The 23,943-nt window shown below is 38.3% G+C and carries 41 protein-coding genes; 36 read left to right on the top strand and 5 right to left on the bottom strand.

Annotation, left to right across the window (positions count from 1 at the left end; all coding sequences use genetic code 11):
- Positions 1-13: 13 nt before the first annotated feature.
- The 35 genes from rplC to rpsI all read left to right on the top strand — a co-directional run bounded on the left by rplC (position 14) and on the right by rpsI (position 18,744).
- On the top strand, positions 14-643 hold the full coding sequence (rplC, locus tag D1839_RS13765; protein WP_120380529.1) for a 50S ribosomal protein L3: 630 nt from the start codon (positions 14-16) through the stop codon (positions 641-643).
- A gap of 26 nt (positions 644-669) precedes the next feature.
- On the top strand, positions 670-1,293 hold the full coding sequence (gene rplD, locus D1839_RS13760) for a 50S ribosomal protein L4 (RefSeq protein ID WP_120380530.1): 624 nt from the start codon (positions 670-672) through the stop codon (positions 1,291-1,293).
- Complete coding sequence (gene rplW / locus D1839_RS13755) at positions 1,293-1,580, top strand: 50S ribosomal protein L23 (RefSeq protein WP_050349636.1); 288 nt, start codon at positions 1,293-1,295, stop codon at positions 1,578-1,580. Before rplD ends, rplW begins: the two co-directional genes overlap by 1 nt.
- A 30-nt stretch (positions 1,581-1,610) precedes the next feature.
- On the top strand, positions 1,611-2,441 hold the full coding sequence (rplB, locus tag D1839_RS13750) for a 50S ribosomal protein L2 (protein ID WP_120380531.1): 831 nt from the start codon (positions 1,611-1,613) through the stop codon (positions 2,439-2,441).
- 57 nt (positions 2,442-2,498) lie between these two features.
- On the top strand, positions 2,499-2,777 hold the full coding sequence (rpsS, locus tag D1839_RS13745; protein ID WP_120380532.1) for a 30S ribosomal protein S19: 279 nt from the start codon (positions 2,499-2,501) through the stop codon (positions 2,775-2,777).
- A 20-nt stretch (positions 2,778-2,797) separates the two neighbouring features.
- Complete coding sequence (rplV, locus tag D1839_RS13740; protein WP_120380533.1) at positions 2,798-3,139, top strand: 50S ribosomal protein L22; 342 nt, start codon at positions 2,798-2,800, stop codon at positions 3,137-3,139.
- Between the two features lie 3 nt (positions 3,140-3,142).
- Positions 3,143-3,784 (top strand): 30S ribosomal protein S3, encoded by a 642-nt coding sequence (gene rpsC / locus D1839_RS13735; protein WP_120380534.1) that lies wholly within the window; start codon positions 3,143-3,145, stop codon positions 3,782-3,784.
- 18 nt (positions 3,785-3,802) lie between these two features.
- The gene (rplP, locus tag D1839_RS13730; RefSeq protein WP_050349631.1) at positions 3,803-4,237 is read left to right on the top strand and encodes a 50S ribosomal protein L16; all 435 of its coding nucleotides are present in this window, start codon (positions 3,803-3,805) and stop codon (positions 4,235-4,237) included.
- Positions 4,227-4,427: a 50S ribosomal protein L29 gene (rpmC, locus tag D1839_RS13725; protein WP_050349630.1), complete on the top strand. Its 201-nt coding sequence runs from the start codon at positions 4,227-4,229 to the stop codon at positions 4,425-4,427. Before rplP ends, rpmC begins: the two co-directional genes overlap by 11 nt.
- Positions 4,428-4,454: 27 nt before the next feature.
- A complete protein-coding gene (gene rpsQ / locus D1839_RS13720) occupies positions 4,455-4,718 on the top strand; it encodes a 30S ribosomal protein S17 (protein ID WP_120380535.1) in 264 nt (87 codons plus the stop codon).
- A 42-nt stretch (positions 4,719-4,760) separates the two neighbouring features.
- Positions 4,761-5,129: a 50S ribosomal protein L14 gene (rplN, locus tag D1839_RS13715; protein ID WP_050349628.1), complete on the top strand. Its 369-nt coding sequence runs from the start codon at positions 4,761-4,763 to the stop codon at positions 5,127-5,129.
- A gap of 35 nt (positions 5,130-5,164) precedes the next feature.
- Positions 5,165-5,476, top strand: coding sequence for a 50S ribosomal protein L24 (gene rplX, locus D1839_RS13710; protein ID WP_120380536.1), 312 nt, complete (start codon positions 5,165-5,167; stop codon positions 5,474-5,476).
- 24 nt (positions 5,477-5,500) lie between these two features.
- Positions 5,501-6,040 carry a 50S ribosomal protein L5 gene (gene rplE / locus D1839_RS13705; RefSeq protein ID WP_050349626.1) on the top strand — a complete coding sequence of 180 codons (540 nt, stop codon included), beginning with the start codon at positions 5,501-5,503 and terminating at the stop codon, positions 6,038-6,040.
- A gap of 30 nt (positions 6,041-6,070) precedes the next feature.
- The gene (locus tag D1839_RS13700) at positions 6,071-6,256 is read left to right on the top strand and encodes a type Z 30S ribosomal protein S14 (RefSeq protein WP_019375521.1); all 186 of its coding nucleotides are present in this window, start codon (positions 6,071-6,073) and stop codon (positions 6,254-6,256) included.
- A 29-nt stretch (positions 6,257-6,285) separates the two neighbouring features.
- Positions 6,286-6,684, top strand: a complete 399-nt coding sequence (gene rpsH / locus D1839_RS13695) for a 30S ribosomal protein S8 (protein WP_050349625.1) — start codon at positions 6,286-6,288, stop codon at positions 6,682-6,684.
- A gap of 31 nt (positions 6,685-6,715) precedes the next feature.
- On the top strand, positions 6,716-7,252 hold the full coding sequence (gene rplF / locus D1839_RS13690; protein ID WP_120380537.1) for a 50S ribosomal protein L6: 537 nt from the start codon (positions 6,716-6,718) through the stop codon (positions 7,250-7,252).
- A 28-nt stretch (positions 7,253-7,280) separates the two neighbouring features.
- Positions 7,281-7,646, top strand: coding sequence for a 50S ribosomal protein L18 (rplR, locus tag D1839_RS13685; protein WP_120380538.1), 366 nt, complete (start codon positions 7,281-7,283; stop codon positions 7,644-7,646).
- 20 nt (positions 7,647-7,666) lie between these two features.
- Positions 7,667-8,170 carry a 30S ribosomal protein S5 gene (gene rpsE / locus D1839_RS13680; RefSeq protein ID WP_050349622.1) on the top strand — a complete coding sequence of 168 codons (504 nt, stop codon included), beginning with the start codon at positions 7,667-7,669 and terminating at the stop codon, positions 8,168-8,170.
- A 13-nt stretch (positions 8,171-8,183) separates the two neighbouring features.
- Positions 8,184-8,366, top strand: a complete 183-nt coding sequence (gene rpmD, locus D1839_RS13675; protein WP_050349621.1) for a 50S ribosomal protein L30 — start codon at positions 8,184-8,186, stop codon at positions 8,364-8,366.
- A 32-nt stretch (positions 8,367-8,398) separates the two neighbouring features.
- Positions 8,399-8,839: a 50S ribosomal protein L15 gene (gene rplO / locus D1839_RS13670; RefSeq protein ID WP_120380539.1), complete on the top strand. Its 441-nt coding sequence runs from the start codon at positions 8,399-8,401 to the stop codon at positions 8,837-8,839.
- Positions 8,839-10,131 carry a preprotein translocase subunit SecY gene (gene secY / locus D1839_RS13665; protein ID WP_120380540.1) on the top strand — a complete coding sequence of 431 codons (1,293 nt, stop codon included), beginning with the start codon at positions 8,839-8,841 and terminating at the stop codon, positions 10,129-10,131. The genes rplO and secY overlap by 1 nt, the downstream gene beginning before the upstream one ends.
- Positions 10,132-10,164: 33 nt before the next feature.
- The gene (locus D1839_RS13660) at positions 10,165-10,809 is read left to right on the top strand and encodes an adenylate kinase (protein ID WP_120380541.1); all 645 of its coding nucleotides are present in this window, start codon (positions 10,165-10,167) and stop codon (positions 10,807-10,809) included.
- Positions 10,810-10,977: 168 nt separating this feature from the next.
- Positions 10,978-11,316 (top strand): KOW domain-containing RNA-binding protein, encoded by a 339-nt coding sequence (locus tag D1839_RS13655; RefSeq protein ID WP_199690170.1) that lies wholly within the window; start codon positions 10,978-10,980, stop codon positions 11,314-11,316.
- Positions 11,294-11,512: a translation initiation factor IF-1 gene (gene infA / locus D1839_RS13650; protein WP_010095735.1), complete on the top strand. Its 219-nt coding sequence runs from the start codon at positions 11,294-11,296 to the stop codon at positions 11,510-11,512. The genes D1839_RS13655 and infA overlap by 23 nt, the downstream gene beginning before the upstream one ends.
- A 31-nt stretch (positions 11,513-11,543) precedes the next feature.
- Positions 11,544-11,657 carry a 50S ribosomal protein L36 gene (rpmJ, locus tag D1839_RS13645; RefSeq protein WP_005999442.1) on the top strand — a complete coding sequence of 38 codons (114 nt, stop codon included), beginning with the start codon at positions 11,544-11,546 and terminating at the stop codon, positions 11,655-11,657.
- 23 nt (positions 11,658-11,680) lie between these two features.
- On the top strand, positions 11,681-12,046 hold the full coding sequence (gene rpsM / locus D1839_RS13640; RefSeq protein ID WP_050349616.1) for a 30S ribosomal protein S13: 366 nt from the start codon (positions 11,681-11,683) through the stop codon (positions 12,044-12,046).
- A gap of 23 nt (positions 12,047-12,069) precedes the next feature.
- Positions 12,070-12,459: a 30S ribosomal protein S11 gene (gene rpsK / locus D1839_RS13635; protein ID WP_050349615.1), complete on the top strand. Its 390-nt coding sequence runs from the start codon at positions 12,070-12,072 to the stop codon at positions 12,457-12,459.
- A gap of 213 nt (positions 12,460-12,672) precedes the next feature.
- Positions 12,673-13,617, top strand: a complete 945-nt coding sequence (locus tag D1839_RS13630; RefSeq protein ID WP_120380542.1) for a DNA-directed RNA polymerase subunit alpha — start codon at positions 12,673-12,675, stop codon at positions 13,615-13,617.
- 280 nt (positions 13,618-13,897) lie between these two features.
- A complete protein-coding gene (gene rplQ / locus D1839_RS13625; protein ID WP_120380543.1) occupies positions 13,898-14,251 on the top strand; it encodes a 50S ribosomal protein L17 in 354 nt (117 codons plus the stop codon).
- 196 nt (positions 14,252-14,447) lie between these two features.
- Positions 14,448-15,290 (top strand): energy-coupling factor ABC transporter ATP-binding protein, encoded by an 843-nt coding sequence (locus tag D1839_RS13620; protein ID WP_120380544.1) that lies wholly within the window; start codon positions 14,448-14,450, stop codon positions 15,288-15,290.
- Positions 15,266-16,135 (top strand): energy-coupling factor ABC transporter ATP-binding protein, encoded by an 870-nt coding sequence (locus D1839_RS13615; RefSeq protein ID WP_120380545.1) that lies wholly within the window; start codon positions 15,266-15,268, stop codon positions 16,133-16,135. Before D1839_RS13620 ends, D1839_RS13615 begins: the two co-directional genes overlap by 25 nt.
- Positions 16,132-16,929 (top strand): energy-coupling factor transporter transmembrane component T family protein, encoded by a 798-nt coding sequence (locus tag D1839_RS13610; protein ID WP_120380546.1) that lies wholly within the window; start codon positions 16,132-16,134, stop codon positions 16,927-16,929. The genes D1839_RS13615 and D1839_RS13610 overlap by 4 nt, the downstream gene beginning before the upstream one ends.
- Before the next feature lie 21 nt (positions 16,930-16,950).
- Complete coding sequence (truA, locus tag D1839_RS13605) at positions 16,951-17,691, top strand: tRNA pseudouridine(38-40) synthase TruA (RefSeq protein ID WP_120380556.1); 741 nt, start codon at positions 16,951-16,953, stop codon at positions 17,689-17,691.
- Between the two features lie 202 nt (positions 17,692-17,893).
- Positions 17,894-18,331: a 50S ribosomal protein L13 gene (rplM, locus tag D1839_RS13600; RefSeq protein ID WP_050349608.1), complete on the top strand. Its 438-nt coding sequence runs from the start codon at positions 17,894-17,896 to the stop codon at positions 18,329-18,331.
- Positions 18,332-18,351: 20 nt separating this feature from the next.
- The gene (gene rpsI / locus D1839_RS13595) at positions 18,352-18,744 is read left to right on the top strand and encodes a 30S ribosomal protein S9 (protein ID WP_120380547.1); all 393 of its coding nucleotides are present in this window, start codon (positions 18,352-18,354) and stop codon (positions 18,742-18,744) included.
- A gap of 68 nt (positions 18,745-18,812) precedes the next feature.
- On the opposite strand, the gene D1839_RS13590 is transcribed toward rpsI, so the two are convergent.
- From D1839_RS13590 to D1839_RS13570, 5 genes are all read right to left on the bottom strand, one after another.
- Positions 18,813-19,853, bottom strand: a complete 1,041-nt coding sequence (locus D1839_RS13590; RefSeq protein WP_120380548.1) for a tyrosine-type recombinase/integrase — start codon at positions 19,851-19,853, stop codon at positions 18,813-18,815.
- A gap of 94 nt (positions 19,854-19,947) precedes the next feature.
- Positions 19,948-20,145, bottom strand: a complete 198-nt coding sequence (locus D1839_RS13585; RefSeq protein ID WP_120380549.1) for a helix-turn-helix domain-containing protein — start codon at positions 20,143-20,145, stop codon at positions 19,948-19,950.
- A 32-nt stretch (positions 20,146-20,177) separates the two neighbouring features.
- Complete coding sequence (locus D1839_RS13580; protein ID WP_199690173.1) at positions 20,178-21,386, bottom strand: replication initiation factor domain-containing protein; 1,209 nt, start codon at positions 21,384-21,386, stop codon at positions 20,178-20,180.
- Positions 21,379-22,695: an FtsK/SpoIIIE domain-containing protein gene (locus D1839_RS13575; RefSeq protein ID WP_120380550.1), complete on the bottom strand. Its 1,317-nt coding sequence runs from the start codon at positions 22,693-22,695 to the stop codon at positions 21,379-21,381. The genes D1839_RS13580 and D1839_RS13575 overlap by 8 nt, the downstream gene beginning before the upstream one ends.
- Positions 22,679-23,065, bottom strand: a complete 387-nt coding sequence (locus tag D1839_RS13570) for a hypothetical protein (protein ID WP_120380551.1) — start codon at positions 23,063-23,065, stop codon at positions 22,679-22,681. The genes D1839_RS13575 and D1839_RS13570 overlap by 17 nt, the downstream gene beginning before the upstream one ends.
- A 193-nt stretch (positions 23,066-23,258) precedes the next feature.
- Here D1839_RS13570 and D1839_RS13565 point away from each other — a divergent pair, with 193 nt between their 5' ends.
- Positions 23,259-23,801: a helix-turn-helix transcriptional regulator gene (locus D1839_RS13565; protein ID WP_158589664.1), complete on the top strand. Its 543-nt coding sequence runs from the start codon at positions 23,259-23,261 to the stop codon at positions 23,799-23,801.
- Positions 23,802-23,943 lie beyond the last annotated feature (142 nt).

Raw genomic sequence — 23,943 nt, 5'->3', positions numbered from 1 at the left:
GGAGGTGTAACGGATGACGAAAGGAATCTTAGGTCGTAAAATCGGCATGACTCAGCTTTTCTCTGAAACAGGAGAATTGATGCCTGTAACTGTAATTGAGGCTGAGCCAAACGTCGTATTACAAAAGAGAACACTAGAAAATGATGGTTACGAAGCAATCCAGCTTGGTGTTGCTGACGTAAAGGAATCACGTACGAATAAAGCGGAAAAAGGTCATGCTGAAAAAGCAAACACAACCCCTAAGCGCTACGTTCGTGAAATCCGTAACGCGAAGCTTGACGACTATGAAGTTGGTCAAGAAGTTAGTGTGAATGTATTCGCAGCTGGCGATAAAATTGATGTAACAGGAACTACAAAAGGGAAAGGATTCCAAGGTTCCATTAAACGCCACAATCAACAACGTGGCCCGGAAACTCACGGTTCCCACTATCACAGAGGCCCAGGTTCGCTAGGTGCAGTCGATCCAATGCGTGTATTCAAAGGAAGACCACTACCAGGACGTATGGGTGGAGATCAAGTAACTATTCAAAACCTTGAAGTAGTGAAAGTAGATGAAGAGCGCAATTTACTACTAGTAAAAGGTAACGTTCCAGGTGCAAAGAAATCATTCGTAAAAATCACGAGTGCAATCAAGGCTAACTAATCACACAGACGAAGGGAGGATATGTCATGCCTAAAGTAGCACTACTAAAACAAGATGGAGCTCAAGCTGGTGAGTTGGAATTAAATGATTCCGTATTTGGCATCGAACCAAATACGCATGTATTACATGAAGCAGTAGTCATGCAACGTGCATCTATGCGTCAAGGTACGCATGCGGTAAAAAACCGTTCTGAAGTACGTGGCGGTGGTCGTAAACCATGGCGTCAAAAAGGAACTGGTCGTGCACGCCAAGGTTCTATTCGTTCCCCACAATGGGTTGGCGGAGGTACCGTATTTGGTCCAACACCACGTAGCTACAGCTATAAATTACCAAAGAAAGTACGTCGTTTAGCACTTAAATCTGCACTTTCTTCCAAAACAAAGGAAAATAACCTTGTTGTTTTAGAAAGCCTCACTTTTGATGAGCCTAAAACAAAAGAAGCAATTAAAATGCTAACAGCATTAAATGTAGACACAAAAGCATTAATCGTAGTGGCTGAAAAAGAAGAGAACGTTGTTCGTTCTATGAATAACCTTCCAACTGTAACTGTTTTAACAGTGGAAGAGATGAATGTATTAGACTTGCTTGGCCATGACAAGCTGATCTTAACAAAAGAGGCAGCTGAAAAAGCAGGGGAGGTGCTTGCATAATGAAAGATCCACGTGATATTATAAAGCGCCCTGTCATTACAGAACATTCAGCTGATTTAATGGCAGAAAAAAAATATACTTTTGAAGTAACTCCTAAAGCAAATAAAACAGAAATAAAAGATGCTGTTGAACAAGTATTTGGAGTGAAAGTAGTAAAAGTAAACACCATGAATGTAAAAGGGAAGTTTAAGCGTATGGGTCGTTACGGTGGATACCGTTCAGACCGCAAAAAAGCTGTTGTTCAACTTTCAGAAGATAGTAAAGAATTAGATTTCTTTGAAGCATAAATAAAAAGTTCGTGAAGGAGGGAAATAAAGATGGCGATTAAAAAATTCAGACCAACGTCCAACGGTAGACGTAATATGTCCGTATCTGATTTTGCAGAAATTACTACAGATACGCCTGAAAAATCCCTTTTAGCTCCACTGCACAAACGTGGTGGTCGTAACCATCAAGGGAAATTAACTGTTCGTCATCAAGGTGGCGGTCACAAGCGTCAATACCGTATCATCGATTTCAAACGGGATAAAGATGGTGTACCTGGACGCGTTGCTACTATTGAATATGATCCAAACCGTTCAGCAAACATTGCTCTAATTAACTATGCTGACGGAGAAAAGCGTTATATTATAGCTCCAAAAGGGTTGAAAGTAGGTCAGGAAATTGTTTCTGGAGCAGATGCAGATATTAAATTAGGTAATGCATTACCTTTAGTAAACATTCCTGTAGGTACAGTTATTCACAACATCGAGTTGAAGCCAGGTCGCGGAGGGCAACTTGCACGCTCAGCTGGTGCAGAAGCACAGGTACTCGGACGTGATGGAAAGTATACTTTAGTCCGTTTAGCTTCTGGTGAAGTCCGTTTGATTCTATCAACTTGCCGTGCAACCGTAGGTCAAGTAGGTAATATTGAACATGAACTTATCCGTGTAGGTAAAGCTGGACGCTCTCGTTGGTTAGGCATTCGTCCAACTGTCCGCGGATCTGTTATGAACCCGAATGATCACCCACACGGTGGTGGTGAAGGACGCGCTCCAATTGGCCGTAAGTCACCAATGTCACCTTGGGGTAAACCAACACTTGGTTACAAGACACGTCAACGTAACAAGCCATCTGATAAATATATCGTTCGTAAACGTAAAAAATAACCAAAAACAGTGGCGGGAAAATAAGCCCGTCTCTCCAATGCGAAAGGAGGTTTATCCATGGGTCGCAGTTTGAAAAAAGGACCTTTTGCAGATGACCATCTGATGAAAAAAGTCGAAGCACTAAACGAAAGTGATAAAAAGCAGGTAATTAAAACCTGGTCACGTCGTTCAACTATTTTCCCTAATTTCGTAGGACATACTATAGCGGTATATGACGGACGCAAGCATGTACCTGTCTATGTTACAGAAGATATGGTCGGTCATAAATTAGGAGAATTTGCGCCAACACGTACCTTTAAAGGACATAGTGGCGATGATAAGAAAACAAAACGCTAATAGGAGAGGAGGCACACAACATGCAAGCTAAAGCCGTTGCAAAATCGGTTCGTATTGCTCCTCGTAAAGTACGATTAGTCGTTGATCTGATTCGAGGAAAAAATGTGGGTGAAGCAATTGCGATTTTACGCCATACACAACGCGGTGCTTCTCCAGTCGTAGAAAAAGTGTTAAACTCTGCCGTGGCAAATGCAGAGCACAATTATGAAATGGACACAGATAATCTGGTTGTTTCGGAAGCTTATGTAAACGAAGGCGTTACTTTGAAACGTTTCCGTCCACGTGCACAAGGTCGTGCAAGCAGAATTAACAAACGCACAAGCCACATTACAGTAGTGGTAACAGAAAAGAAGGAGGGTTAGTCAGTGGGTCAAAAAGTAAATCCAACTGGTCTTCGTGTTGGCATCATTAAAGACTGGGAGTCAAAATGGTATGCTGGCAAGGACTATGCAGACTTATTACATGAAGACATTAAAATTAGAGAATATCTGGAAAACCGCTTGAAGATAGCTGCTGTTTCCTCTATTGATATTGAACGTGCAGCAAATCGAGTGAACATTACGATTCACACTGGAAAACCAGGTATGGTTATTGGTAAAGGCGGTTCTGAAGTAGAATCCCTACGCAAAGCTTTGAACAGTTTAACAGGCAAGCGAGTTCATATAAATATCGTAGAAATTAAAAAAGTAGATCTTAATGCAACATTAGTTGCTGAAAATATTGCGCGTCAATTAGAAAATCGTATTTCATTCCGTCGTGCACAAAAGCAGGCTATTCAACGTGCTATGCGTGCAGGCGCAAAAGGAATTAAAACGCAAGTATCCGGACGTCTTGGTGGCGCAGACATCGCTCGTGCGGAACACTACAGCGAAGGGACAGTACCACTACACACGCTACGTGCTGATATCGATTATGGTACAGCAGAAGCAGACACTACGTATGGTAAGTTAGGTGTCAAAGTGTGGGTATATCGTGGTGAAGTCCTTCCAACTAAAACAAACAAATAAGGAAGGGGGCACTGCATTATGTTAATGCCTAAACGTGTAAAATATCGTAGACAACATCGTGGTAAAATGAGAGGCCAAGCCAAAGGTGGCACAACTGTAGCTTTCGGTGAATATGGTCTGCAAGCAGTAGAACCGTCATGGATTACTAGCCGTCAGATTGAGGCTGCTCGTATTGCAATGACTCGTTACATGAAGCGTGGCGGTAAAGTTTGGATTAAAATCTTCCCTGACAAACCATATACTGCAAAACCCCTAGAAGTTCGAATGGGTTCCGGTAAAGGTGCTCCAGAAGGATGGGTAGCAGTAGTTAAGCCAGGGAAAATTATGTTTGAAATCGCAGGAGTATCTGAAGAGGTTGCTCGTGAAGCACTACGTCTTGCTTCTCATAAACTCCCGATTAAAACAAAATTTGTAAAACGTGAAGAAATTGGTGGTGAAAGCAATGAAGGCTAATGAGATTAGAGAACTAACCACTGCCGAAATTGAGCAAAAAGTAAAAGGTTTGAAAGAAGAACTATTCAACTTACGCTTCCAGCTTGCAACTGGTCAATTAGAAAACACTGCACGTATTCGTGAAGTAAGAAAATCAATTGCACGGATGAAAACCGTTGTTCGTCAACGTGAGCTTAGCGTAAATAACTAGAATTCTTGAGAGGAGGTAAACCTCAAAATGACTGAACGCAATGATCGTAAAGTATACACTGGCCGTGTGGTTTCCGATAAAATGGATAAAACCATTTCCGTTCTAGTGGAAACATATAAATTCCATAAGCTATACGGAAAACGTGTTAAATACTCAAAGAAATTTAAAGCACATGATGAGAATAACCAAGCAAAAGTTGGCGATATCGTAACCATCATGGAAACTCGTCCGCTTTCAGCTACAAAACATTTTCGCCTCGTTGAGATTGTTGAAGAAGCGGTAATTATATAATAAAGTTCGCTCGGAAGGTATCCGAAGGGAGGTTACAGCGATATGATTCAACAGGAAACTCGTTTAAAAGTTGCAGATAACTCTGGAGCACGTGAATTATTAACCATCAAAGTATTGGGCGGATCCGGACGAAAAACCGCTAATATTGGTGACGTTGTTGTTTGTTCGGTAAAAGAAGCAACACCAGGCGGCGTTGTCAAAAAAGGTGATGTAGTAAGAGCAGTTATTGTACGTTCCAAATCTGGTGCACGCCGTAAAGATGGATCATATATTCGTTTTGATGAAAATGCAGCGGTAATTGTTCGTGATGATAAAAGTCCAAGAGGAACTCGTATTTTTGGACCGGTTGCACGTGAATTACGTGATGCAAAGTTCATGAAAATCGTATCTCTTGCTCCAGAAGTATTATAAGCTAAAAATTAGCCTTGTTAGGAGGTGCGTTAAGCATGCATGTAAAAAAAGGTGATAAAGTAAAAATCATTTCAGGCAAAGACCGTGGAAAAGAAGGCACGATCTTAGAAGCATACCCGAAAAAAGACCGAGTGCTTGTAGAAGGAATTAACATGGTTAAAAAACATGCCAAACCTTCCCAAGAAAACCCACAAGGGGGAATTCTTAACCAGGAAGCACCGATTCATGTTTCTAACGTGATGCCAATAGATCGTAAATCCGGAGAGCCAACCCGTGTTGGTTACGAAGTACGTGATGGAAAGAAAGTCCGTATCGCTAAAAAATCCGGTGAAGCGTTAGATAAATAGGTTCAGCGAAAGGAGGGCGACATGATGAATCAATTGAAGAAAAAATATCAAGATGAAGTACTACCATCTTTAATGAATAAATTTAACTATGAGTCTGTAATGCAAGTGCCAGCTATTGAAAAAATTGTAGTTAACATGGGTGTTGGTGACGCAGTTCAGAACTCAAAAGCTTTGGATAATGCTGTCGAAGAGTTAGCGTTAATTTCTGGTCAAAAGCCAATGATTACTCGTGCAAAAAAATCGATCGCTGGATTTCGCCTTCGTGAAGGAATGCCGATTGGTGCGAAAGTAACCCTTCGCGGTGAGCGTATGTACGAATTTTTACAAAAGCTTATCGCTGTATCACTTCCGCGTGTGCGTGACTTCCGTGGTGTGTCAAAGAAAGCATTTGATGGTCGCGGTAACTACACATTAGGAGTTAAAGAACAGCTCATTTTCCCAGAAATTAATTATGATAAAGTAAGTAAAATTCGTGGTATGGATATTGTAATTGTTACAACGTCTAACACGGATGAAGAAGCTCGTGAACTTCTGGCTCAGTTAGGCATGCCTTTCCAAAAGTAAGCAAAAGAGCTAATACAAGGAGGGAAAATAGTGGCTAAAAAATCAATGATTGCAAAACAAAAGCGTCCGCAGAAATATCAAGTACGTGAGTATACACGCTGTGAGCGCTGTGGGCGTCCGCATTCTGTAATCCGTAAATTTAAACTTTGCCGTATTTGTTTCCGCGAACTTGCCTATAAAGGTCAAATTCCTGGTGTCAAAAAAGCAAGCTGGTAAACCCCGATTTGGGAAGGAGGTAATGATGAATGGTTATGACAGATCCAATTGCAGATATGCTTACTCGTATTCGTAATGCGAACATGGTAAAACATGAGAAATTAGAACTTCCTGCATCAAAGATGAAAAAGGAGATCGCTGATATTCTTAAACGAGAAGGCTTCGTTACAGACTATGAGCTTGTCGAGGATAACAAGCAAGGTATCCTTCGTATCTTCCTTAAATATGGTGCGAATGAAGAGCGAGTAATTACAGGTATTAAACGTATAAGCAAACCAGGACTACGTGTTTATGCTAAAGCCAATGAGGTACCTCGTGTACTTAATGGTTTAGGAATTGCTATCGTTTCAACTTCCAAAGGAGTGCTTTCCGACAAAGAAGCACGTTCCCAAGCTGTTGGTGGCGAAGTATTAGCATACGTCTGGTAATGGAATAGTTAAAGATGAGGAGGTGCATGGAATGTCTCGTATAGGACTTAAACCAATCGAAATTCCCCAAGGTGTAGAAGTGAAGTTCGATGGTACTGTTATTACAGTTAAAGGACCAAAAGGTGAATTAACAAGAAATCTACATCACGATATTAAAATAAACATGGAAGGTAATGTGATCACACTAGAGCGCCCAAGCGATCACAAAGACCACCGCGCATTACATGGTACTACACGAAGCCTAATCAACAATATGGTTGAAGGAGTAAATAAAGGCTTTGAAAAGTCTCTTGAAATTATCGGTGTCGGTTACCGTGCGCAAAAACAGGGAAACAAAGTAGTCATCAATGCTGGTTACTCACACCCTGTAGAAATTGATCCAATTGACGGAATCGAAATTGACGTACCAAAAAACACACAGCTTATCATTAAAGGTATTGATAAGGAGCTTGTGGGAGCAGTTGCTTCTAAAATCAGAGCAATACGTCCACCAGAGCCTTATAAAGGTAAAGGAATTCGTTACGAAGGCGAATATGTACGTCGTAAAGAAGGTAAAACTGCCAAGTAAGACTAGGTAGCAGAAAGGAGTGACCTAAGTGATTACAAAACCAGATAAAAATATGGTACGTAAAAGAAGACACGCACGTGTGCGTAAAACTGTTCACGGTACTGAGCAGCGTCCTCGTCTAAACGTTTACCGTTCAAATAAACACATCTATGTACAACTAATTGATGATGAAAATAGCAAAACAGTTGCAAGTGCTTCTACAAAGGATAGTGAACTAAACTTGACAGGGGTTACTAGTAATGTGGAGGCTGCAAAACAAGTTGGAGAAATGATAGCTAAACGTGCTCAGGATAAAGGTTACAAATCGGTTGTCTTTGACCGCGGAGGCTACCTTTATCATGGACGTGTGAAAGCTTTAGCAGAGTCTGCGAGAGAAGCAGGTCTTGAATTTTAAACGATAAAGGAGGGACATACATGAATAAAAACATTGATCCGAACAAGTTAGATCTTGAAGAGCGTGTGGTTGCGGTCAACCGTGTTGCAAAAGTTGTTAAAGGTGGGCGTAATTTCCGCTTTGCAGCTCTAGTCGTTGTCGGAGATAAAAATGGTCATGTAGGTTTTGGTACAGGAAAAGCACAAGAGGTACCAGAAGCAATTAAAAAAGCAGTCGATGATGCGAAGAAAAATCTAATTACCGTGCCTATCGTCGGAACCACTATTCCACATGAAATTCATGGTCAATTTGGTTCAGGTAATGTATTATTAAAACCAGCAGCAGAAGGTACAGGTGTTATCTCTGGTGGTCCAGTACGTGCAATTTTGGAACTTGCTGGTGTAGGTGATATACTAACGAAATCATTAGGTTCAAACACGCCGATTAATATGATCCGTGCAACAATCAATGGTTTAACGAACTTAAAGCGCGCAGAAGATGTAGCAAAACTACGTGGAAAGTCTGTAGAAGAACTGTTAGGATAAGGAGGGAACTGTTATGTCTAAAAAACTAGAAATAACCCTCACGCGCAGTGTTATTGGTGGAACAGAAGTACAAAGAAAAACTGTTCAAGCATTAGGATTAAAGAAAATTCGCCAATCGGTTGTTCATGAAGATACACCAGCTGTTCGCGGCATGGTCAACAAAGTATCTCATTTACTAACGGTTAAAGAGGTTTAAATACGAAATAAGCGTAAAGAGGAGGTGCTCGCATGAAACTTCATGAATTGAAGGCTGCAGAAGGTACACGTAAGAATCGTAATCGTGTAGGTCGTGGAATGTCATCTGGCAACGGGAAAACTTCAGGACGTGGACATAAAGGACAAAAAGCACGCTCTGGTGGCGGAACTCGTCCAGGGTTTGAAGGTGGTCAATTACCACTATTTCAGCGCTTGCCGAAGCGTGGATTTACCAACATTCACCGTAAAGAGTTTGCTATCGTAAATCTTGACACATTAAATCGTTTTGAAGATGGCACAGAAATAACACCTGAGCTATTACTGGAAGAAGGCGTAGTTAGCAAGTTGAAAGCAGGTATTAAAGTACTTGGCAACGGCTCTATGGAGAAAAAACTAACAGTAAAAGCTCATAAGTTCTCTGCTTCAGCTAAAGAAGCAATCGAGGCAGCGGGCGGTCAAATAGAGGTGATCTAATGTTCCGTACAATCTCCAATTTTATGCGCGTAGGTGATATAAGACGGAAAATAATTTTTACGCTATTGATGCTAGTTGTCTTCCGTCTAGGCACATTTATACCTGTGCCTTTTACTGATAAGCAGGCAATTGATTTTATGAACTCACAAAATGTGTTTGGCTTTTTAAATACGTTTGGTGGGGGCGCATTGCAAAACTTCTCCATTTTTGCAATGGGAATCATGCCTTATATTACGGCATCCATTATTATGCAGTTATTGCAAATGGACGTTGTACCTAAATTTGCAGAATGGAAAAAACAAGGCGATGCAGGAAGGAAAAAGCTTGCCCAAGTTACGCGTTATGGCACTATTGTTCTTGCATTTATACAGGCAATTGCCATGTCAATAGGATTTAATGCAATGGCCAATGGTTTGCTAATTGCGGATCCTGGTCCAATGAAATTCGTTGTTATTGCCATTGTTTTAACAAGTGGAACAGCATTTTTAATGTGGCTTGGAGAACAAATTACAGCTAATGGAGTCGGTAACGGAATTTCGATTATCATATTTGCAGGTATTGTAGCAGCAGTACCAAACGGCATGCAACAGCTTTACAGCCAGTATTTTATCAATCCTGGTGATGAGCTGTTTATCAATATTGTTATTGTTGCTTTAATTGCTTTGGTTGTTATTGCAGTAACGGTTGGAGTTATTTTTATTCAACAAGCATTACGCAAAATACCCATTCAATATGCGAAAAAGCTTGTTAATCGTTCTCCAGTAGGCGGCCAATCGACACACTTGCCTTTAAAAGTGAACGCTGCAGGTGTTATTCCAGTTATCTTCGCTGTTGCGTTTATTATGGCACCAAGCACAATTGCCACTTTTTTTGAAGGAAACGATATTGCTGCAACTATTCAGCGTATTTTTGATTATACAAAGCCAATAGGTATGGTTATTTATGTTTCGTTAATCATCGCGTTTACGTATTTTTATACCTTTGTTCAAGTAAATCCAGAACAAATGGCTGAGAATCTACAAAAGCAAGGCGGTTATATACCAGGAATTCGTCCTGGTAAAAACACAGAAACCTATTTAACAAGAGTATTGTATCGCTTAACATTTGTTGGTGCCTTATTCTTAGCAGCTGTATCTGTCTTGCCACTAGCTTTAAGCGGAATTGCTAATTTGCCGCAATCCGTGCAAATTGGTGGAACGAGTTTACTGATTGTTGTTGGTGTAGCTCTGCAAACAATGAAGCAATTGGAAAGCCAATTGGTAAAGCGTCACTACAAAGGATTTATTAAGTAGTTTTGCCGAAAGACGAGAGCGAGGGGAAATCTGTTGAATTTAATTTTAATGGGTCTGCCAGGTGCCGGAAAAGGTACACAGGCGGAAAAGATAAACGAAAAATATAATATCCCTCATATTTCAACAGGAGATATGTTCCGTTTAGCCATTAAAGAGGGAACAGACCTAGGTAAAAAAGCAAAAGAATATATGGACCGAGGAGAACTTGTTCCAGATGAAGTTACTAACGGTATTGTCAAAGAACGCTTGAGTAAGGATGATTGTAAAAATGGGTTTCTATTAGATGGTTTCCCCAGGACGATTGCTCAAGCAGAAGCATTACAAAGTCTATTGCGGGATATCAATCAATCCATTGATTACGTCATTCATGTAGATGTACCAGAAGAAAAATTAGTGGAGCGTCTAACTGGTCGTAGAATTTGTCCAACATGCGGAACAACGTACCACGTAGTTTATAACCCGCCAAAAGAAGACGGGATCTGTGATAAAGATGGCTCAAGCTTAATCCAGCGAGATGATGATAAGCCAGCTACGGTGAAGAAACGCCTATCTGTAAATATAGAGCAAACGAAGCCGTTATTAGACTTTTATGATGAAAAAGGATATCTTGTAACGGTAAACGGGGATCAGGACATTGATCAAGTGTTTCAGGATATTCAAGCTAAAATAGAAAAGTAGTCACATGAACTGCATGGGATGCATTTCTAGCAATGAAAAGTTATAATAAGTCGTGAGAAGAACGGCGTATTCCTATATAGATGAGAACGTGACACACTGATAAAAATGAGTAACTCTTTTGAATAAACAGGCGAACCATATAAACTATAGCCTAAGTGAAGGTGATCGTTGTTGAACGAAGATGATTCGATTCCGCTGATAGGTCAAGTTGTTCGTATTATGCAAGGACGTGAAGCGGGTCAATACGCAGTCGTTATTAAATCTGTCGATGATAAGTATGTCTTGCTTGCAGATGGGGAAAAACGTAAATATGATCGACCAAAGAAAAAGAATCTTCATCATATCGAGTTAATGGATTATATTTCTCCAGAAGTCCAAAACAGCCTTCTAGAAACTGGTCGTGTCACAAATGGTAAATTGCGATTTGCCATAGCAAAATTTGTCAATGAAGTTGTGACTGATTTGAAGAAGGGAGATCAACACGATGGCGAAAGACGATGTAATTGAAGTGGAAGGAACCGTAACTGAAACATTGCCAAATGCAATGTTTAATGTGGAGTTGGAAAATGGTCATACGGTATTAGCCCACGTATCCGGGAAAATTCGTATGCACTTTATTCGCATTCTTCCAGGCGATAAAGTAACGGTGGAACTTTCTCCGTATGATTTAACCAGAGGACGAATTACGTACCGTTATAAATAAGTGAGCTCCGATATTAAAGGAGGTAAAGATGATGAAAGTAAGAGCATCTGTAAAACCCATTTGTGAAAAATGTAAAGTCATTAAACGAAATGGAAAAGTAATGGTTATTTGTGAAAATCCAAAGCATAAACAAAAACAAGGATAACAAACAGGAGGTGTTAAAACTATATGGCACGTATTGCAGGTATTGATGTCCCACGTGATAAACGCGTAGTCATTTCCTTAACGTACATTTACGGAATTGGAAAAACTACTGCCCAAAAAATCCTTAAAGAAGCAGGCGTTTCTGAAGACACTCGTGTACGCGACCTAACAGAGGACGAATTAGGAAGAATTCGTAAAGCTACAGATGAGTATACAATTGAAGGGGATCTTCGTCGTGAAGTGTCTCTAAATATCAAACGTTTAATTGAAATCGGCTCATATCGCGGGATCCGTCATCGCCGTGGACTTCCGGTTCGTGGACAAAAAACGAAAAACAATTCACGTACTCGTAAAGGACCACGTCGCGCGATTGCTGGGAAGAAAAAATAAACGTTAAAGGAGGTTAATAGGTAATGGCACAAAAATCAACCGCACGTAAACGTCGTGTGAAAAAAAATATTGAGTCAGGTGTAGCACACATTCGTTCTACGTTCAACAATACGATTGTTACAATTACTGATACCCAAGGTAACGCTGTTGGATGGAGCTCAGCTGGCGCATTAGGCTTTAAGGGTTCAAAGAAATCTACTCCATTTGCTGCTCAAATGGCAGCTGAAACTGCTGCTAAATCAGCAATTGACAATGGTATGAAAACTCTTGAAGTAACTGTCAAAGGACCAGGAGCTGGACGTGAAGCAGCTATTCGTTCTCTTCAGGCAGCTGGTTTGGAAGTTACAGCTATTCGTGATGTAACACCAGTACCTCATAACGGTTGCCGCCCACCAAAACGTCGTCGTGTATAATTATACCGTATATAATTTGTCACCCTGTCTATAATGGGTTATGATAGCTAAAAGTCTAAAGGAGTGTATCCTTTAGGGACAGAGCATCCACAAGACAAGAACGTACGAAAGATTTTACAGGTAGTGCAGAAACGCCAACTGCCTTTTTTGAGGAATTTCGGTTAGACAACAGTCTAACCGGGGTTTCGACGTTTTAAAGGAGGGTTTTATGGAATGATCGAAATTGAAAAACCAAAAATTGAGACGGTAGAAATCAGCGATGATGCTACATTTGGAAAATTCGTAGTCGAACCGCTTGAACGTGGATATGGTACCACTCTAGGAAACTCCTTGCGTCGTATCCTACTATCCTCACTTCCAGGAGCTGCTGTGACATCAGTTCAAATTGATGGAGCGCTACATGAATTTTCAACGATTGATGGTGTTGTTGAAGATGTGACAACAATTATTTTGAATCTGAAAAAACTAGCGCTAAAAATCTACTCTGATGAAGAGAAAACATTAGAGATTGATGTGCAGGGAGAAGGAAAAGTTACGGCTGCAGATCTAACATATGATAGTGATGTAGAAGTCTTAAATCCAGATTTGCTAATTGCTACGTTAAATAGCAAAGGCAGCTTGCATATGAAGATTACAGCAGAACGTGGACGCGGGTACCGTCCTGCTGAAGCAAACAAACGTGATGATCAGCCAATCGGGATAATTCCAGTTGATTCCATCTTCACTCCAGTATCAAGGGTAACCTACCAAGTAGAGAATACACGTGTCGGTCAAGTGGCAAACTTCGATAAATTGACGCTTGATGTGCATACAGACGGCAGCATTCGACCTGAAGAAGCTGTTTCCTTAGGAGCGAAAGTCTTTACGGAACATCTTAATATTTTTGTAGGGTTAACAGATGAAGCGAAAAACGCTGAAATTATGGTTGAGAAAGAAGAAGACCAAAAAGAGAAAGTGATGGAAATGACGATTGAAGAGCTAGATCTTTCTGTCAGATCCTATAACTGTCTAAAGCGTGCTGGAATTAATACCGTACAAGAACTAGCAAATAAATCTGAAGAAGATATGATGAAAGTACGTAACCTTGGACGTAAATCGTTAGAAGAAGTAAAAGTGAAGCTAAGTGATTTAGGTCTTAGTTTACGGGACGATGACTAATCGTACAGATATCTTTAGAAAATAACGATGCACTAGTATACAGTGCTTGCATACACGAATTACTCCATTCAGTACTGACCGTTTGCTTTCGTTCATTGCATCACTTTTTTGCGTTTACAGAAGGCAATAGTAGCTTTCTTTTCTTTTGCAAGGAAGGATAGAGGATGTACGTAAGAAAAGATAAAACAAGGAAGACCTCATGTAGGCTATAGACTTATCAGGTTATTCGTTTTGGATGGAAAACTTTCAAAAAGTCATCAAAGAAAGGGAGGGATAGTCCATGGCTAGAAAATTAGGTCGTACATCGGATCAACGCTTGGCTCTACTTCGCAACCTTGCCTCTGATTTAATTATTCATGAGCGGATTGAAACAACAGAAGCAAAAGCGAAGGAACTAAAATCCGTTGTTGATAAAATGATTACATTAGGCAAACGTGGGGACCTTCACGCGCGCCGTCAAGCAGCATCATTCTTATACAATCAAGAAGCAAATGAAAACGAAAATGTTATTCAAAAGCTTTTTAATGATGTAGCTCCGCGTTATGAAGACCGTCAAGGTGGATACACACGTGTTCTTAAATTGGGCGCTCGTCAAGGTGATGGTGCGAAAATGGCAATTATTGAACTAGTTTAATGTAACCACAGCGACAAGGGCAGGACTGAATCTCTTCTACGAGGTACATCCAGGCCCTTTTTTTGTACTTGCATTTCCTACTCTGTTTTAGGGAAAACCTAAATGTCAGTTTACTTTCTTTTAGCAGAACAAGAGAAACTGCGAAGCATTAAAAATGTACCCTTTCTTGGCATAAGAAGTAAGAGGAGGAGTTTAGATGAGCAATCTCAAATTGGTTGAGTTTAGAAATGTATCATTTCGATATGGAGACGAGCAGCCATGGGTACTGAAAAACTGTAGCTTTGAGATCTATGAGCAAGAATGGGTAGCCATAATTGGTCATAATGGATCAGGGAAGTCAACGATTGCGAAATTAATGAATGGTCTTTTGTTTCCACAAGAAGGAGAAATTTATGTTGCTGGAAAAAAAGTACAGGAAGAAACGATATGGGATATCCGTAAAGATGTGGGGATGGTATTTCAAAATCCAGATAACCAATTTGTTGGCACAACGGTACAAGATGACGTTGCATTTGGCATGGAAAACAGAGGATTTCCTAGAGAAGAAATGCTGGCACGCTTAGATGATGTTCTTCAGGCAGTTCGCATGGAAGATTATCGGTTAACCGAACCGCATCGGTTGTCGGGTGGACAAAAGCAGCGTGTAGCAATTGCAAGTGTATTGGCTGTATCTCCTAAAGTCCTTATTCTAGATGAAGCAACTGCGATGCTGGATCCGCGAGGCAGAAAAGATATTATGAAAACTGTCACCAATTTAAAGGTAAATAAGGACGTAACGTTACTGACGATTACTCACGATCTACAAGAAATTGTCCAAGCGGATCGAGTTATCGTTATGAATGAAGGTCAGGTTTGGGAGGAGTCTAGCCCAAGAGCTCTTTTTTCTAAACAAGATGCTTTACGTGCAATTGGTTTAGATGTTCCATTTATTGCCTCATTAGCAAAAGCTTTAAAGCAGTATGATATCCCCATCACAAAAGAACCTTTAAATTATGAAGAACTGTTGGAGGACCTATGGATATTACATTCGAAAACGTAAGCTATATCTATCAACAGCATTCACCATTTGCTCATAAAGCCATTGACCAGTTAAGTTTTCATGTCCCTTCAGGAACATTTTTGGCCATTGTTGGTCATACTGGATCAGGAAAATCAACATTAATTCAGCATTTAAATGGTCTAGTGCAGCCGACTGCAGGGAAAGTAAAGATAGGGGATTTTCAGTTAACGGCAGATAAAAAACCTAAGGATATGAAACAATTAAGAAGCAATGTTGGTGTCGTATTTCAGTATCCGGAGCATCAACTATTTGAAGAAACAGTAGCTAAGGATATTAGCTTTGGACCGAAAAATTTTGGTGTTGGGGATAGCGAAATACAACACCGGGTAAGAGAAGCATTACAAGCGGTCGGATTAACAGAGGATTATTTGGAACGCTCCCCGTTTGACTTAAGCGGTGGACAAATGCGCCGGGTTGCTATAGCAGGCGTTTTGGCTACAAAACCAAGCGTCCTTGTGTTGGACGAGCCAACTGCTGGTCTTGACCCCAGAGGGCAAAAAGAAATGATGAATATGTTCTATAAAAGGCATCAAGCAGAGAAACTGACTACCATCCTCGTTACTCATAGTATGGAGGATGCAGTCACGTATGCGGATCATGTCCTCATCCTAAATAAAGGCAGAAAATATATGGAAGGCAAACCAGAAGAAGTGTTCGTGCAAAAAGAAGCATTGCAGAAAGTCCAACTCGATACACCGGAAGTAGTGACTTTTCTAGATCGCTGGAATGACAAATTCAACACCGATTTTCGTTTTACACGGCAGTCTGAACGTGAATTAGCTTTAGCGATTGCAGCGGTGATTAAAGGGGGGAAAAGGTCGTGAATAATGCCATGGTTATTGGTCAGTACGTACCAGGAAATTCCCTCGTTCACCGATTAGACCCACGAACGAAAATTACCATCATCTTTATTTTTGTATTTATCGTCTTTTTAGCTAATAATATTGGGAGCTATACGATACTAACCATTTTTGCGCTCTCCAGTATGTTGACATCTCGTGTACCGTTGAAATTTGTACTCAAGGGATTAATGCCTGTCTGGTTTTTGATCATCTTTACGTTTATTCTTCATTTGATTATTACAAAAGAAGGAACCGTAGTTTTTGAGGTCTTTGCATTTCAGGTCTATTCTGGTGGGCTAATTCAAGGATTTGCTATTTCGATGCGCTTCTTTTTGCTTATCTTAGTCACGTCGCTATTAACATTAACAACGACACCAATAGAAATCACAGATGCCATTGAAAGCATTCTACAACCATTAAAAAAAGTGCGCTTTCCTGTCCACGAATTAGCTTTAATGATGTCCATATCACTTCGGTTTATTCCAACCTTGCTGCAAGAAACAGAAAAAATTTCGAAAGCGCAAGCTTCACGGGGTGTTGATTTTCGAACAGGGAAGATCAAAGATAGAATACAAGCTGTTGTACCGTTGCTCGTTCCATTATTTGTCAGTGCCTTTAAACGAGCAGAGGAACTGGCAATGGCCATGGAAGCAAGAGGCTATCAAGGCGGCGAAGGCAGAACCAAGTTGCGTGAATTAAAATTAAGTAAGCTGGATGTTTGGATATATCTTTTGTTTGTAATTGTCATTATTGGATTATTAATCACAAGGAACTAGATGAAGAAAGGCTGCAAAAACATGCAACGATTAAAATGTACACTTCAATATGATGGTTCTGGTTTCTCCGGCTTTCAAATCCAGCCTGGGAAAAGAACGGTGCAGGGGATATTAGAAAACGCCTTACTAAAAATGCATAAAGGGGAGTCGATACGTATTCATCCCTCAGGCCGAACAGATACAGGTGTTCACGCAAAAGGGCAGACGATTCACTTTGATTCGCCCTATAGCATCCCTTTATACAACTGGAAGCAAGCATTGAATACGTTGCTTCCTGATGATGTATATGTGAAACAGGTAGAGACAGTACCAGATACATTTCATGCCCGATATGATGTAGTTGAAAAGGAATATCGCTATTATGTTTACCATAAAGAGGAACCAGATGTATTTAAACGCAATTACACTTACTTTTTCCCGTATGCTTTGGATTTATCGGCGATGCAAGCTGCATGCCGTTATTTGGAGGGAACGCATGATTTTACTACTTTTTCTTCCGCTAAAGCGACAACGAGAGGGAGCAAGCAACGAACACTCTATCAAGTATCCTGTGAAAAGAACAGATCGGAAATGGAATTTATTTTCCGTGGAAGTGGCTTTTTGTACAATATGGTACGAATCATAGTAGGTGTATTATTAGATATAGGACAGGGAAGACGTAATCCGGCTGATATAAACGATTTGTTGTCAAAAAGGGATAGACGGGCAGTAGGCGAAACAGTGCCCGCACAAGGCCTCTATTTGTGGCGTGTGACGTATTGAAAAATGGCTTATGGGTAAGATCGATTTACTATTGTAAAAGTTGAAGAGTTCGAAGCGGATAAACCTTGACATATTAGTACTATTTGGTGTATTATGATCTATGGCATTTTATTTCTAAACCATGATTAGCCCCGGAAACTAATTATGTTGAAATAGACGAACGAACAGAAATTTAATATGAACATTTTGGAGGGAAAGACACATGCGCACAACTTTCATGGCAAATGAAAATAATATTGAACGCAAATGGCTAGTTGTTGATGCAGAAGGCAAACGATTAGGTCGTTTAGCAAGTGAAGTTGCTGCGATCCTTCGCGGAAAGCATAAACCAACTTACACACCACATGCAGATACTGGTGACCATGTTATTATCATTAATGCAGAGAAAATCGAATTAACTGGTAACAAATTAACAGACAAGAAATATTACCGCCATTCCAACTATCCAGGTGGTTTAAAAGAACGTAATGCATACGAAATGCGTACAAAATACCCTGAGCGTATGCTAGAGATGGCAGTTAGCGGAATGCTTCCTAAAGGTCCTCTAGGTCGCAGAATGGCTAAGAAGCTTCACGTATTCAGAGGCGCTGAACACAATCATCAAGCACAAAAACCAGAAGTTTATGAGCTTCGTGGGTAACTAAAAGGAGGTAAAACATTTTGGCACAAGTACAATACTATGGCACAGGTCGTCGTAAAAAATCAACTGCACGCGTACGTCTAATACCTGGTACAGGGAACATTACCATTAACGGTCGTAACGCAGCCGATTATTTCCCATATGAAACACAGTTGTTAATTTTAAACCAACCACTTGTAGCAACTGAAACACAAGGAACATATGACATTATTGTTAACGTTCATGGTGGTGGCTTCACTGGTCAAGCAGGAGCTATTCGCCACGGAGTAGCACGCGCATTACTAGAAGCTAATCCTGAGTATCGTAGCGCTCTAAAAACAGAGGGCTTCCTAACTCGTGATGCTCGTATGAAAGAACGTTATAAATACGGTCTTAAAAAAGCACGTCGTGCACCTCAGTTCTCAAAACGTTAATCAATTTCTTATTGTATCAACGTTTACAAAGGGTTTTTGGTTCAAGTTGGTTCAAATCAGCTTGAACCTCATAAAGAACTTAACAGATTTAAAGCATCAGCATCTTGCTGGTGCTTTTTTTCTGGCATTAATTCCAGATAATAATTTTGAGTGGTTTGAATGTTTATATGTCCTAACCTTTGTGATACATAAGCGATATCAATGTCTTGTGCAAACAAGAATGATGCATGTGTATCACGTAAGCCATGGAAGGTTGTTTTTTCAATTCCCAAGTCCTCTAGCAATTTCGCTAACATCTCCGCTTGCTTAAATCCTTCGAAGTTAAAAATGTAACCATTCTTTTTCACGGGTATCTGACGAACAATCTCGTACACTTCTTTGTTAATAGATACATCACGTTTTGCATTTTGAGTTTTTAATGAAGTATCGTCAGAAGTAGGGCTGATTGAATGTCTGACTTTTATACCGTACTCATAAAGGCTGTCAGGTCGGATTGCTAGTAATTCTCCACGTCGCATTCCTGTTTCTAGTGCAAGTAATACCAATGTATTAAATTCGTTATCTGAATGCTGTAGGACGTGATTACGAAGCTTTTTAAAGTCTGTAATCGATAATGCTTTGTTTCGCTTTGGTGGATCGATACCACGTGTTTTTACTAACGGTGCAAAGTCATTTGCAATATAGCCACGAGCATATGCATCACGTAAAGATGTTTTTATCTTTAGAAGAACTTCATGCGTTGTTTTTCGCGAACGTGTTTTTGCATATTCATCAATTTTCTTCTGAACAACAATATCGTTCAAATCCTTTAATTGAATATCCCCGAACAGGTTACGGATAATTCCTAAAGCACGAACATAATTTTGGAATGTTGTTTCTTTTACATCATTTACTTTTACGAGGTATATCCAATTTTCAAATAAATCAGCAAATGAGGTTGTTCTATATGCAAGTTCTTTCCCTTCACCTTTTGCCAGCTCCATTTCTAATGCCCAAAGTCTCGCTTCTCTTTTAGTTGTAAATGTTTGAGAGAGTTTTTTATGCTGTCCGTGTTTATACAGTGAAACTTGTGCTCTGTATGATTTACCACGTTTTACAATACTAGCCACACTATCAATTCCCTTCATAAAATAAGTTGATAGATGCTAGTTGAATACACTTGTATTGTATTCTGTAACTAGCATAATATCAACTGTCAAAACATTATATAGATTGTGATTCGATAAAGTTAATTAAAGACTTCATTGTATATCGTTCATGTTTTCCTACCATAAATCTCTCAAGTGATTCATTAGAACGAATATATTTATCGAATGATGTTGGATCAACCCCTAAAAATTCAGCCGCTTGTTGACGAGTTAATAAATAAGGGTGGATATCAAATCTTGGCATAGCTTTCATAAAGTATCATCTCCTTTTACATGAAAATATTATTATTTGAATGGATATCCTTGTTCTATATAGATGTCGGAATATTTTTTGAGCCATAACATAACATCATCGTTTGGCTCATAATTATTAAATTCATTATGAAGAAATGTTATACACTTATTTAATCCTTTTTCTCCCCATATATCACGAACCTTAAATAAATATGGAAATAAACCAGAACCATTCAAGATATGTTGCTGAGATTGTTCTAATAAGTTCATTCGTGGTGATGGAGAGCTGAACATAAAAGTTTGTTTTTCGAGTAAACTAAGCATCCTTTTGCTATACACTGTTAACTTATTGGACTTTGCGTAATAAAAAAGATATCGATCAGTTAAAGCAGAAACAAGTAAGTTTTTTAATTTTATATCGTTTTTAATGTTTTTTAATTTAGCAGATACATCGTGTGCATATGAACCTTTAAACACTGCTTCGAATCTTATCCAATTATTATATTGAAGAGACTCTTGATAGTGAACTCCCATCGTTTCAATTTGTTCTTTCTTCTTATCATAAACTCGTAGTAATGCTTTTATATTTTTTCCTTTTGTACCTAGATAAAAGGTAGAGGTTTCATTGTTTTTGGTTAATGCTGATAAACTAGATAAATTTCGTCTACCAGATGAAGTCTTAACAATTTGGTTCTTTTTAGATAGTTGATTATAAATAGTATTAACTGAAATATCTTCATCAATAAAATCAATTGCAATATCGATTCGTGAAAGTCTTGAGGAATATAAAACATTATTATCTATATTCGATATGAATTGATGTATTTGTATTGAACGATTAAAAAGAACCTCGTACTGTTCCCTGTATTTCATCCAAGCATGCGCAGAAAACTTTATACAAACCCCCATTTGGATAAAATCTGTATGATAAGCAATTGAAAAATAGTATGGTACATTTTTACAAGAGAACCCATGTGAATATCCCTTTGGTAGCGAATCAGCAGAATTCACTAATTCACCAAGTATTAACTCAATGTTTGATAACCTGGTAAATTCATAAATTAAAGAGTTTGCTAGACTAGGCCATGTTTCAATGGAAGAAGGTCTTTTTGTTGCTTGTAAAACTAATGTAAACTCATCAACTTGAACATCTAACAAGAAACCACTCTTTTTAAGTCGATAAACACTGCTATAACAGCCTTTAGTAAGCAGTTTATTTGTTTTGGAGCGGGGGTTATTACATAACCCCCGCTTACTCATTTAAATCTTCCACAGCATTTAGAATATTGAAGTCTAAATAACTAAAGTGACAAATTTTTGGTTGGTTTGCTATTAAAGGACAAACGAAAAGTCCTTCACCTAGTTGGAAATCCTTTTCTTTAATATCCACTCCTGGTCCGAAGGCTGTTACGTATGTTTGCTTCTCGGCACTACCAATCACAAACTTTACTGGAAGATTTTCGCGTATATAAGTTGGTATTAAGTTTGAATCTGATTTCTGCATAACAAACCAGATAAAGAAACCTAGCTGTCGTCCTTCTAAAACTACTTGTGAAATTAAAGACATTACCTCATCTCGTTTTTTCTTCTCCATTGATTGTAATTGGGATTGAAAGCTAGCAAACTCATCAAAGATTAAAACGTGTGAGGGGTATCCAAAATCAGCATATGTAGCTTCAAGTTTTGTGCCAAGCTTCTCTTTTAATTCAAATTTAGATTGATTCATTAAATCAATAAATTTTTTTAATAAATTAACAATATCATTGAAGTTTGAAGCTGTATTTTGAACAGTTATCTTTTCTCCCATAACAGATAGACTCGAGTTTTTTGGATCTACAAAATAGAGTTTATATTTTTCACTTTTGAGTAGCATTTGAAGAATCAAGGAATACAGTGCATATGTTTTCCCAGATCCTGTTTGTCCAACAAATAATGAACTATGCATTGGTATACTTGTAAATTTATCTATGAATAGATGTTGTTCATCTGAATCTAATGCATGCTCTCGTAATTCATCTGAACTTTGAAAAATAAGTTGGCGATTAATGTTGCTTTCAAAAATATCGAATATATAATATTTTTCATCTCTTGATAAATAACTTCTTTCTACAACATATCTATTTAATGCAATCGATATATTACTGGCACTTATATCTTTTTCCATATGAATGTTTTCAATATATAATTTACCGATTGATAAACCCTTTTCAAATTCAATTTTAATTCTTGGTAGCTGTGCTATTTTCTTATTAAGGCGAAATCTAATGTTATAGTATTTTGAATCTAAAAAAGCTCTTCTTAAATTCAGTACAGTAGAATAGTGGATTAAGGCATGCTTTATCCCTTTATAACCCTTATTTCTTATCATCCAAGTTAAAGCTTGTATTATAATTATTGAAGCGATGACGGTTATAAAATAGGGGTTACTGTACTTCGTAACCCCTATTTCAAATAAATTGTCTACAACTAAGATGATTAATTTGATTATTATAAGAAAGATAAGTGTTGTGTATAGATAGATCCCATTCTGGATTCTACTTGTACTAATTTTTTTACTTTGTCTTGACATTTACTTTTTCAACATCTTCAAATCTTAAAATCAAATCAAACTCTATAACAAAGGATTTCTCTGGAATGTAATTAATAAGTTTCACGTATTCGCCTTTTTTTACATTAATAGAAGTTTTATTATTAAGCACAGTTACATCAAACGTATTTAGGACATTGTTGTCACGTTCTAAACCACTTTTTTTGTCTATTCCATACTCCGTATCATCTTTAGTGATTAATAAAGTTAATGTTACTCCACTTTCACTAGGATCTTTCTTACTTGTGTACGGTCGTTGTGATACTAATCTAAAAAGATTGTGTGTGTTAGTTAAAAATTCTTCTGCATTGAAGTTGGTTTCAGTAAAAACCCATGCATTTGCAATTGGCATTGTAAATTCCTTCTTTCTATAAGTTTTTTAAGTTAGCGCTAACTATTTATAACTTTATAAGAAAACCAATGTGTTTATAAGTGACTAGTAGTATTTCGAATGATACATTTCACAATGCTCTTTGTAATATATTTATATCAAGGTATACTATATGTATCACCTTGATGTAAATATATTATTTATGGGGGTTTATATGAAAAATAACCTAAGTGAACTGAGAAAAATGAAAAATCTTACTCAAGAACAATTAGCCGAAAAATTAAATCTGTCACTTGCAACAATAAAAAAATATGAGAGTGAACGACAAATACCAATAGATCAAGCATTAACCATATCAGAAATGTTTGATGTGTCTTTGGACTGGCTATATTGCAAAAATGATATTATCAATGAAAGGGATACAATGGTAGAGGTTCTGCAATCTCTAAATAAAGTTTTTAAAATAACAAATAGAAAAAATCATAATGGGGATGATGTGGTTTTATTAATAAATTCTAAATTTAGAGATTTTTTGAGAGACCTAAATGAATTGTATATTGATAAACAATATTCTATTAATATAGATAAGGGTAAAAAAGAGAAGGCTTATAATGAACTAAGAGAAGGTATTTTTGAAAAGCACAAACCAATTATGAAAAGTATCTTGGATGAATTATATTTTAATGAAAAAGATTCACAAGAAATACATGGTATTGAAGATTTTACAGATAGTAACGTTCTAGACGTACTTGGGTAATAGGACTATGTATGAAGTATTGTCATGTTTTATTTTAGGTATATAACTATTTTTAATTAATGAAAGGGACTGTCAATAATTTTGTGTAAATAACCGAATACCTTTTCTCGTAGTTCTTGTTACTTGTTAAACATATCTGTTA

This window comes from Roseburia sp. 1XD42-34, from assembly GCF_009917385.1.
Taxonomy (GTDB): Bacteria; Bacillota; Bacilli; order Bacillales; family Amphibacillaceae; genus Virgibacillus.
The sequence above is the reverse complement of the archived record's forward strand: the minus strand, read 5'-3'. Positions and strand labels throughout refer to the sequence as shown.

Excerpts from the sequence above, each read along its gene's own strand:
- rplC (WP_120380529.1), top strand. The coding sequence starts at position 14 with ATGACGAAAGGAATCTTAGGTCGTAAAATCGGCATGACTCAGCTTTTC.
- rplD (WP_120380530.1), top strand. The coding sequence starts at position 670 with ATGCCTAAAGTAGCACTACTAAAACAAGATGGAGCTCAAGCTGGTGAG.
- rplW (WP_050349636.1), top strand. The coding sequence starts at position 1,293 with ATGAAAGATCCACGTGATATTATAAAGCGCCCTGTCATTACAGAACAT.
- rplB (WP_120380531.1), top strand. The coding sequence starts at position 1,611 with ATGGCGATTAAAAAATTCAGACCAACGTCCAACGGTAGACGTAATATG.
- rpsS (WP_120380532.1), top strand. The coding sequence starts at position 2,499 with ATGGGTCGCAGTTTGAAAAAAGGACCTTTTGCAGATGACCATCTGATG.
- rplV (WP_120380533.1), top strand. The coding sequence starts at position 2,798 with ATGCAAGCTAAAGCCGTTGCAAAATCGGTTCGTATTGCTCCTCGTAAA.
- rplP (WP_050349631.1), top strand. The coding sequence starts at position 3,803 with ATGTTAATGCCTAAACGTGTAAAATATCGTAGACAACATCGTGGTAAA.
- rpmC (WP_050349630.1), top strand. The coding sequence starts at position 4,227 with ATGAAGGCTAATGAGATTAGAGAACTAACCACTGCCGAAATTGAGCAA.
- rpsQ (WP_120380535.1), top strand. The coding sequence starts at position 4,455 with ATGACTGAACGCAATGATCGTAAAGTATACACTGGCCGTGTGGTTTCC.
- rplN (WP_050349628.1), top strand. The coding sequence starts at position 4,761 with ATGATTCAACAGGAAACTCGTTTAAAAGTTGCAGATAACTCTGGAGCA.
- rplX (WP_120380536.1), top strand. The coding sequence starts at position 5,165 with ATGCATGTAAAAAAAGGTGATAAAGTAAAAATCATTTCAGGCAAAGAC.
- rplE (WP_050349626.1), top strand. The coding sequence starts at position 5,501 with ATGAATCAATTGAAGAAAAAATATCAAGATGAAGTACTACCATCTTTA.
- rpsH (WP_050349625.1), top strand. The coding sequence starts at position 6,286 with ATGGTTATGACAGATCCAATTGCAGATATGCTTACTCGTATTCGTAAT.
- rplF (WP_120380537.1), top strand. The coding sequence starts at position 6,716 with ATGTCTCGTATAGGACTTAAACCAATCGAAATTCCCCAAGGTGTAGAA.
- rpsE (WP_050349622.1), top strand. The coding sequence starts at position 7,667 with ATGAATAAAAACATTGATCCGAACAAGTTAGATCTTGAAGAGCGTGTG.
- rpmD (WP_050349621.1), top strand. The coding sequence starts at position 8,184 with ATGTCTAAAAAACTAGAAATAACCCTCACGCGCAGTGTTATTGGTGGA.
- rplO (WP_120380539.1), top strand. The coding sequence starts at position 8,399 with ATGAAACTTCATGAATTGAAGGCTGCAGAAGGTACACGTAAGAATCGT.
- secY (WP_120380540.1), top strand. The coding sequence starts at position 8,839 with ATGTTCCGTACAATCTCCAATTTTATGCGCGTAGGTGATATAAGACGG.
- infA (WP_010095735.1), top strand. The coding sequence starts at position 11,294 with ATGGCGAAAGACGATGTAATTGAAGTGGAAGGAACCGTAACTGAAACA.
- rpmJ (WP_005999442.1), top strand. The coding sequence starts at position 11,544 with ATGAAAGTAAGAGCATCTGTAAAACCCATTTGTGAAAAATGTAAAGTC.
- rpsM (WP_050349616.1), top strand. The coding sequence starts at position 11,681 with ATGGCACGTATTGCAGGTATTGATGTCCCACGTGATAAACGCGTAGTC.
- rpsK (WP_050349615.1), top strand. The coding sequence starts at position 12,070 with ATGGCACAAAAATCAACCGCACGTAAACGTCGTGTGAAAAAAAATATT.
- D1839_RS13630 (WP_120380542.1), top strand. The coding sequence starts at position 12,673 with ATGATCGAAATTGAAAAACCAAAAATTGAGACGGTAGAAATCAGCGAT.
- rplQ (WP_120380543.1), top strand. The coding sequence starts at position 13,898 with ATGGCTAGAAAATTAGGTCGTACATCGGATCAACGCTTGGCTCTACTT.
- D1839_RS13620 (WP_120380544.1), top strand. The coding sequence starts at position 14,448 with ATGAGCAATCTCAAATTGGTTGAGTTTAGAAATGTATCATTTCGATAT.
- D1839_RS13615 (WP_120380545.1), top strand. The coding sequence starts at position 15,266 with ATGGATATTACATTCGAAAACGTAAGCTATATCTATCAACAGCATTCA.
- truA (WP_120380556.1), top strand. The coding sequence starts at position 16,951 with ATGCAACGATTAAAATGTACACTTCAATATGATGGTTCTGGTTTCTCC.
- rplM (WP_050349608.1), top strand. The coding sequence starts at position 17,894 with ATGCGCACAACTTTCATGGCAAATGAAAATAATATTGAACGCAAATGG.
- D1839_RS13585 (WP_120380549.1), bottom strand. The coding sequence starts at position 20,145 with ATGAAAGCTATGCCAAGATTTGATATCCACCCTTATTTATTAACTCGT.
- D1839_RS13580 (WP_199690173.1), bottom strand. The coding sequence starts at position 21,386 with ATGAGTAAGCGGGGGTTATGTAATAACCCCCGCTCCAAAACAAATAAA.
- D1839_RS13575 (WP_120380550.1), bottom strand. The coding sequence starts at position 22,695 with ATGTCAAGACAAAGTAAAAAAATTAGTACAAGTAGAATCCAGAATGGG.
- D1839_RS13570 (WP_120380551.1), bottom strand. The coding sequence starts at position 23,065 with ATGCCAATTGCAAATGCATGGGTTTTTACTGAAACCAACTTCAATGCA.
- D1839_RS13565 (WP_158589664.1), top strand. The coding sequence starts at position 23,259 with ATGAAAAATAACCTAAGTGAACTGAGAAAAATGAAAAATCTTACTCAA.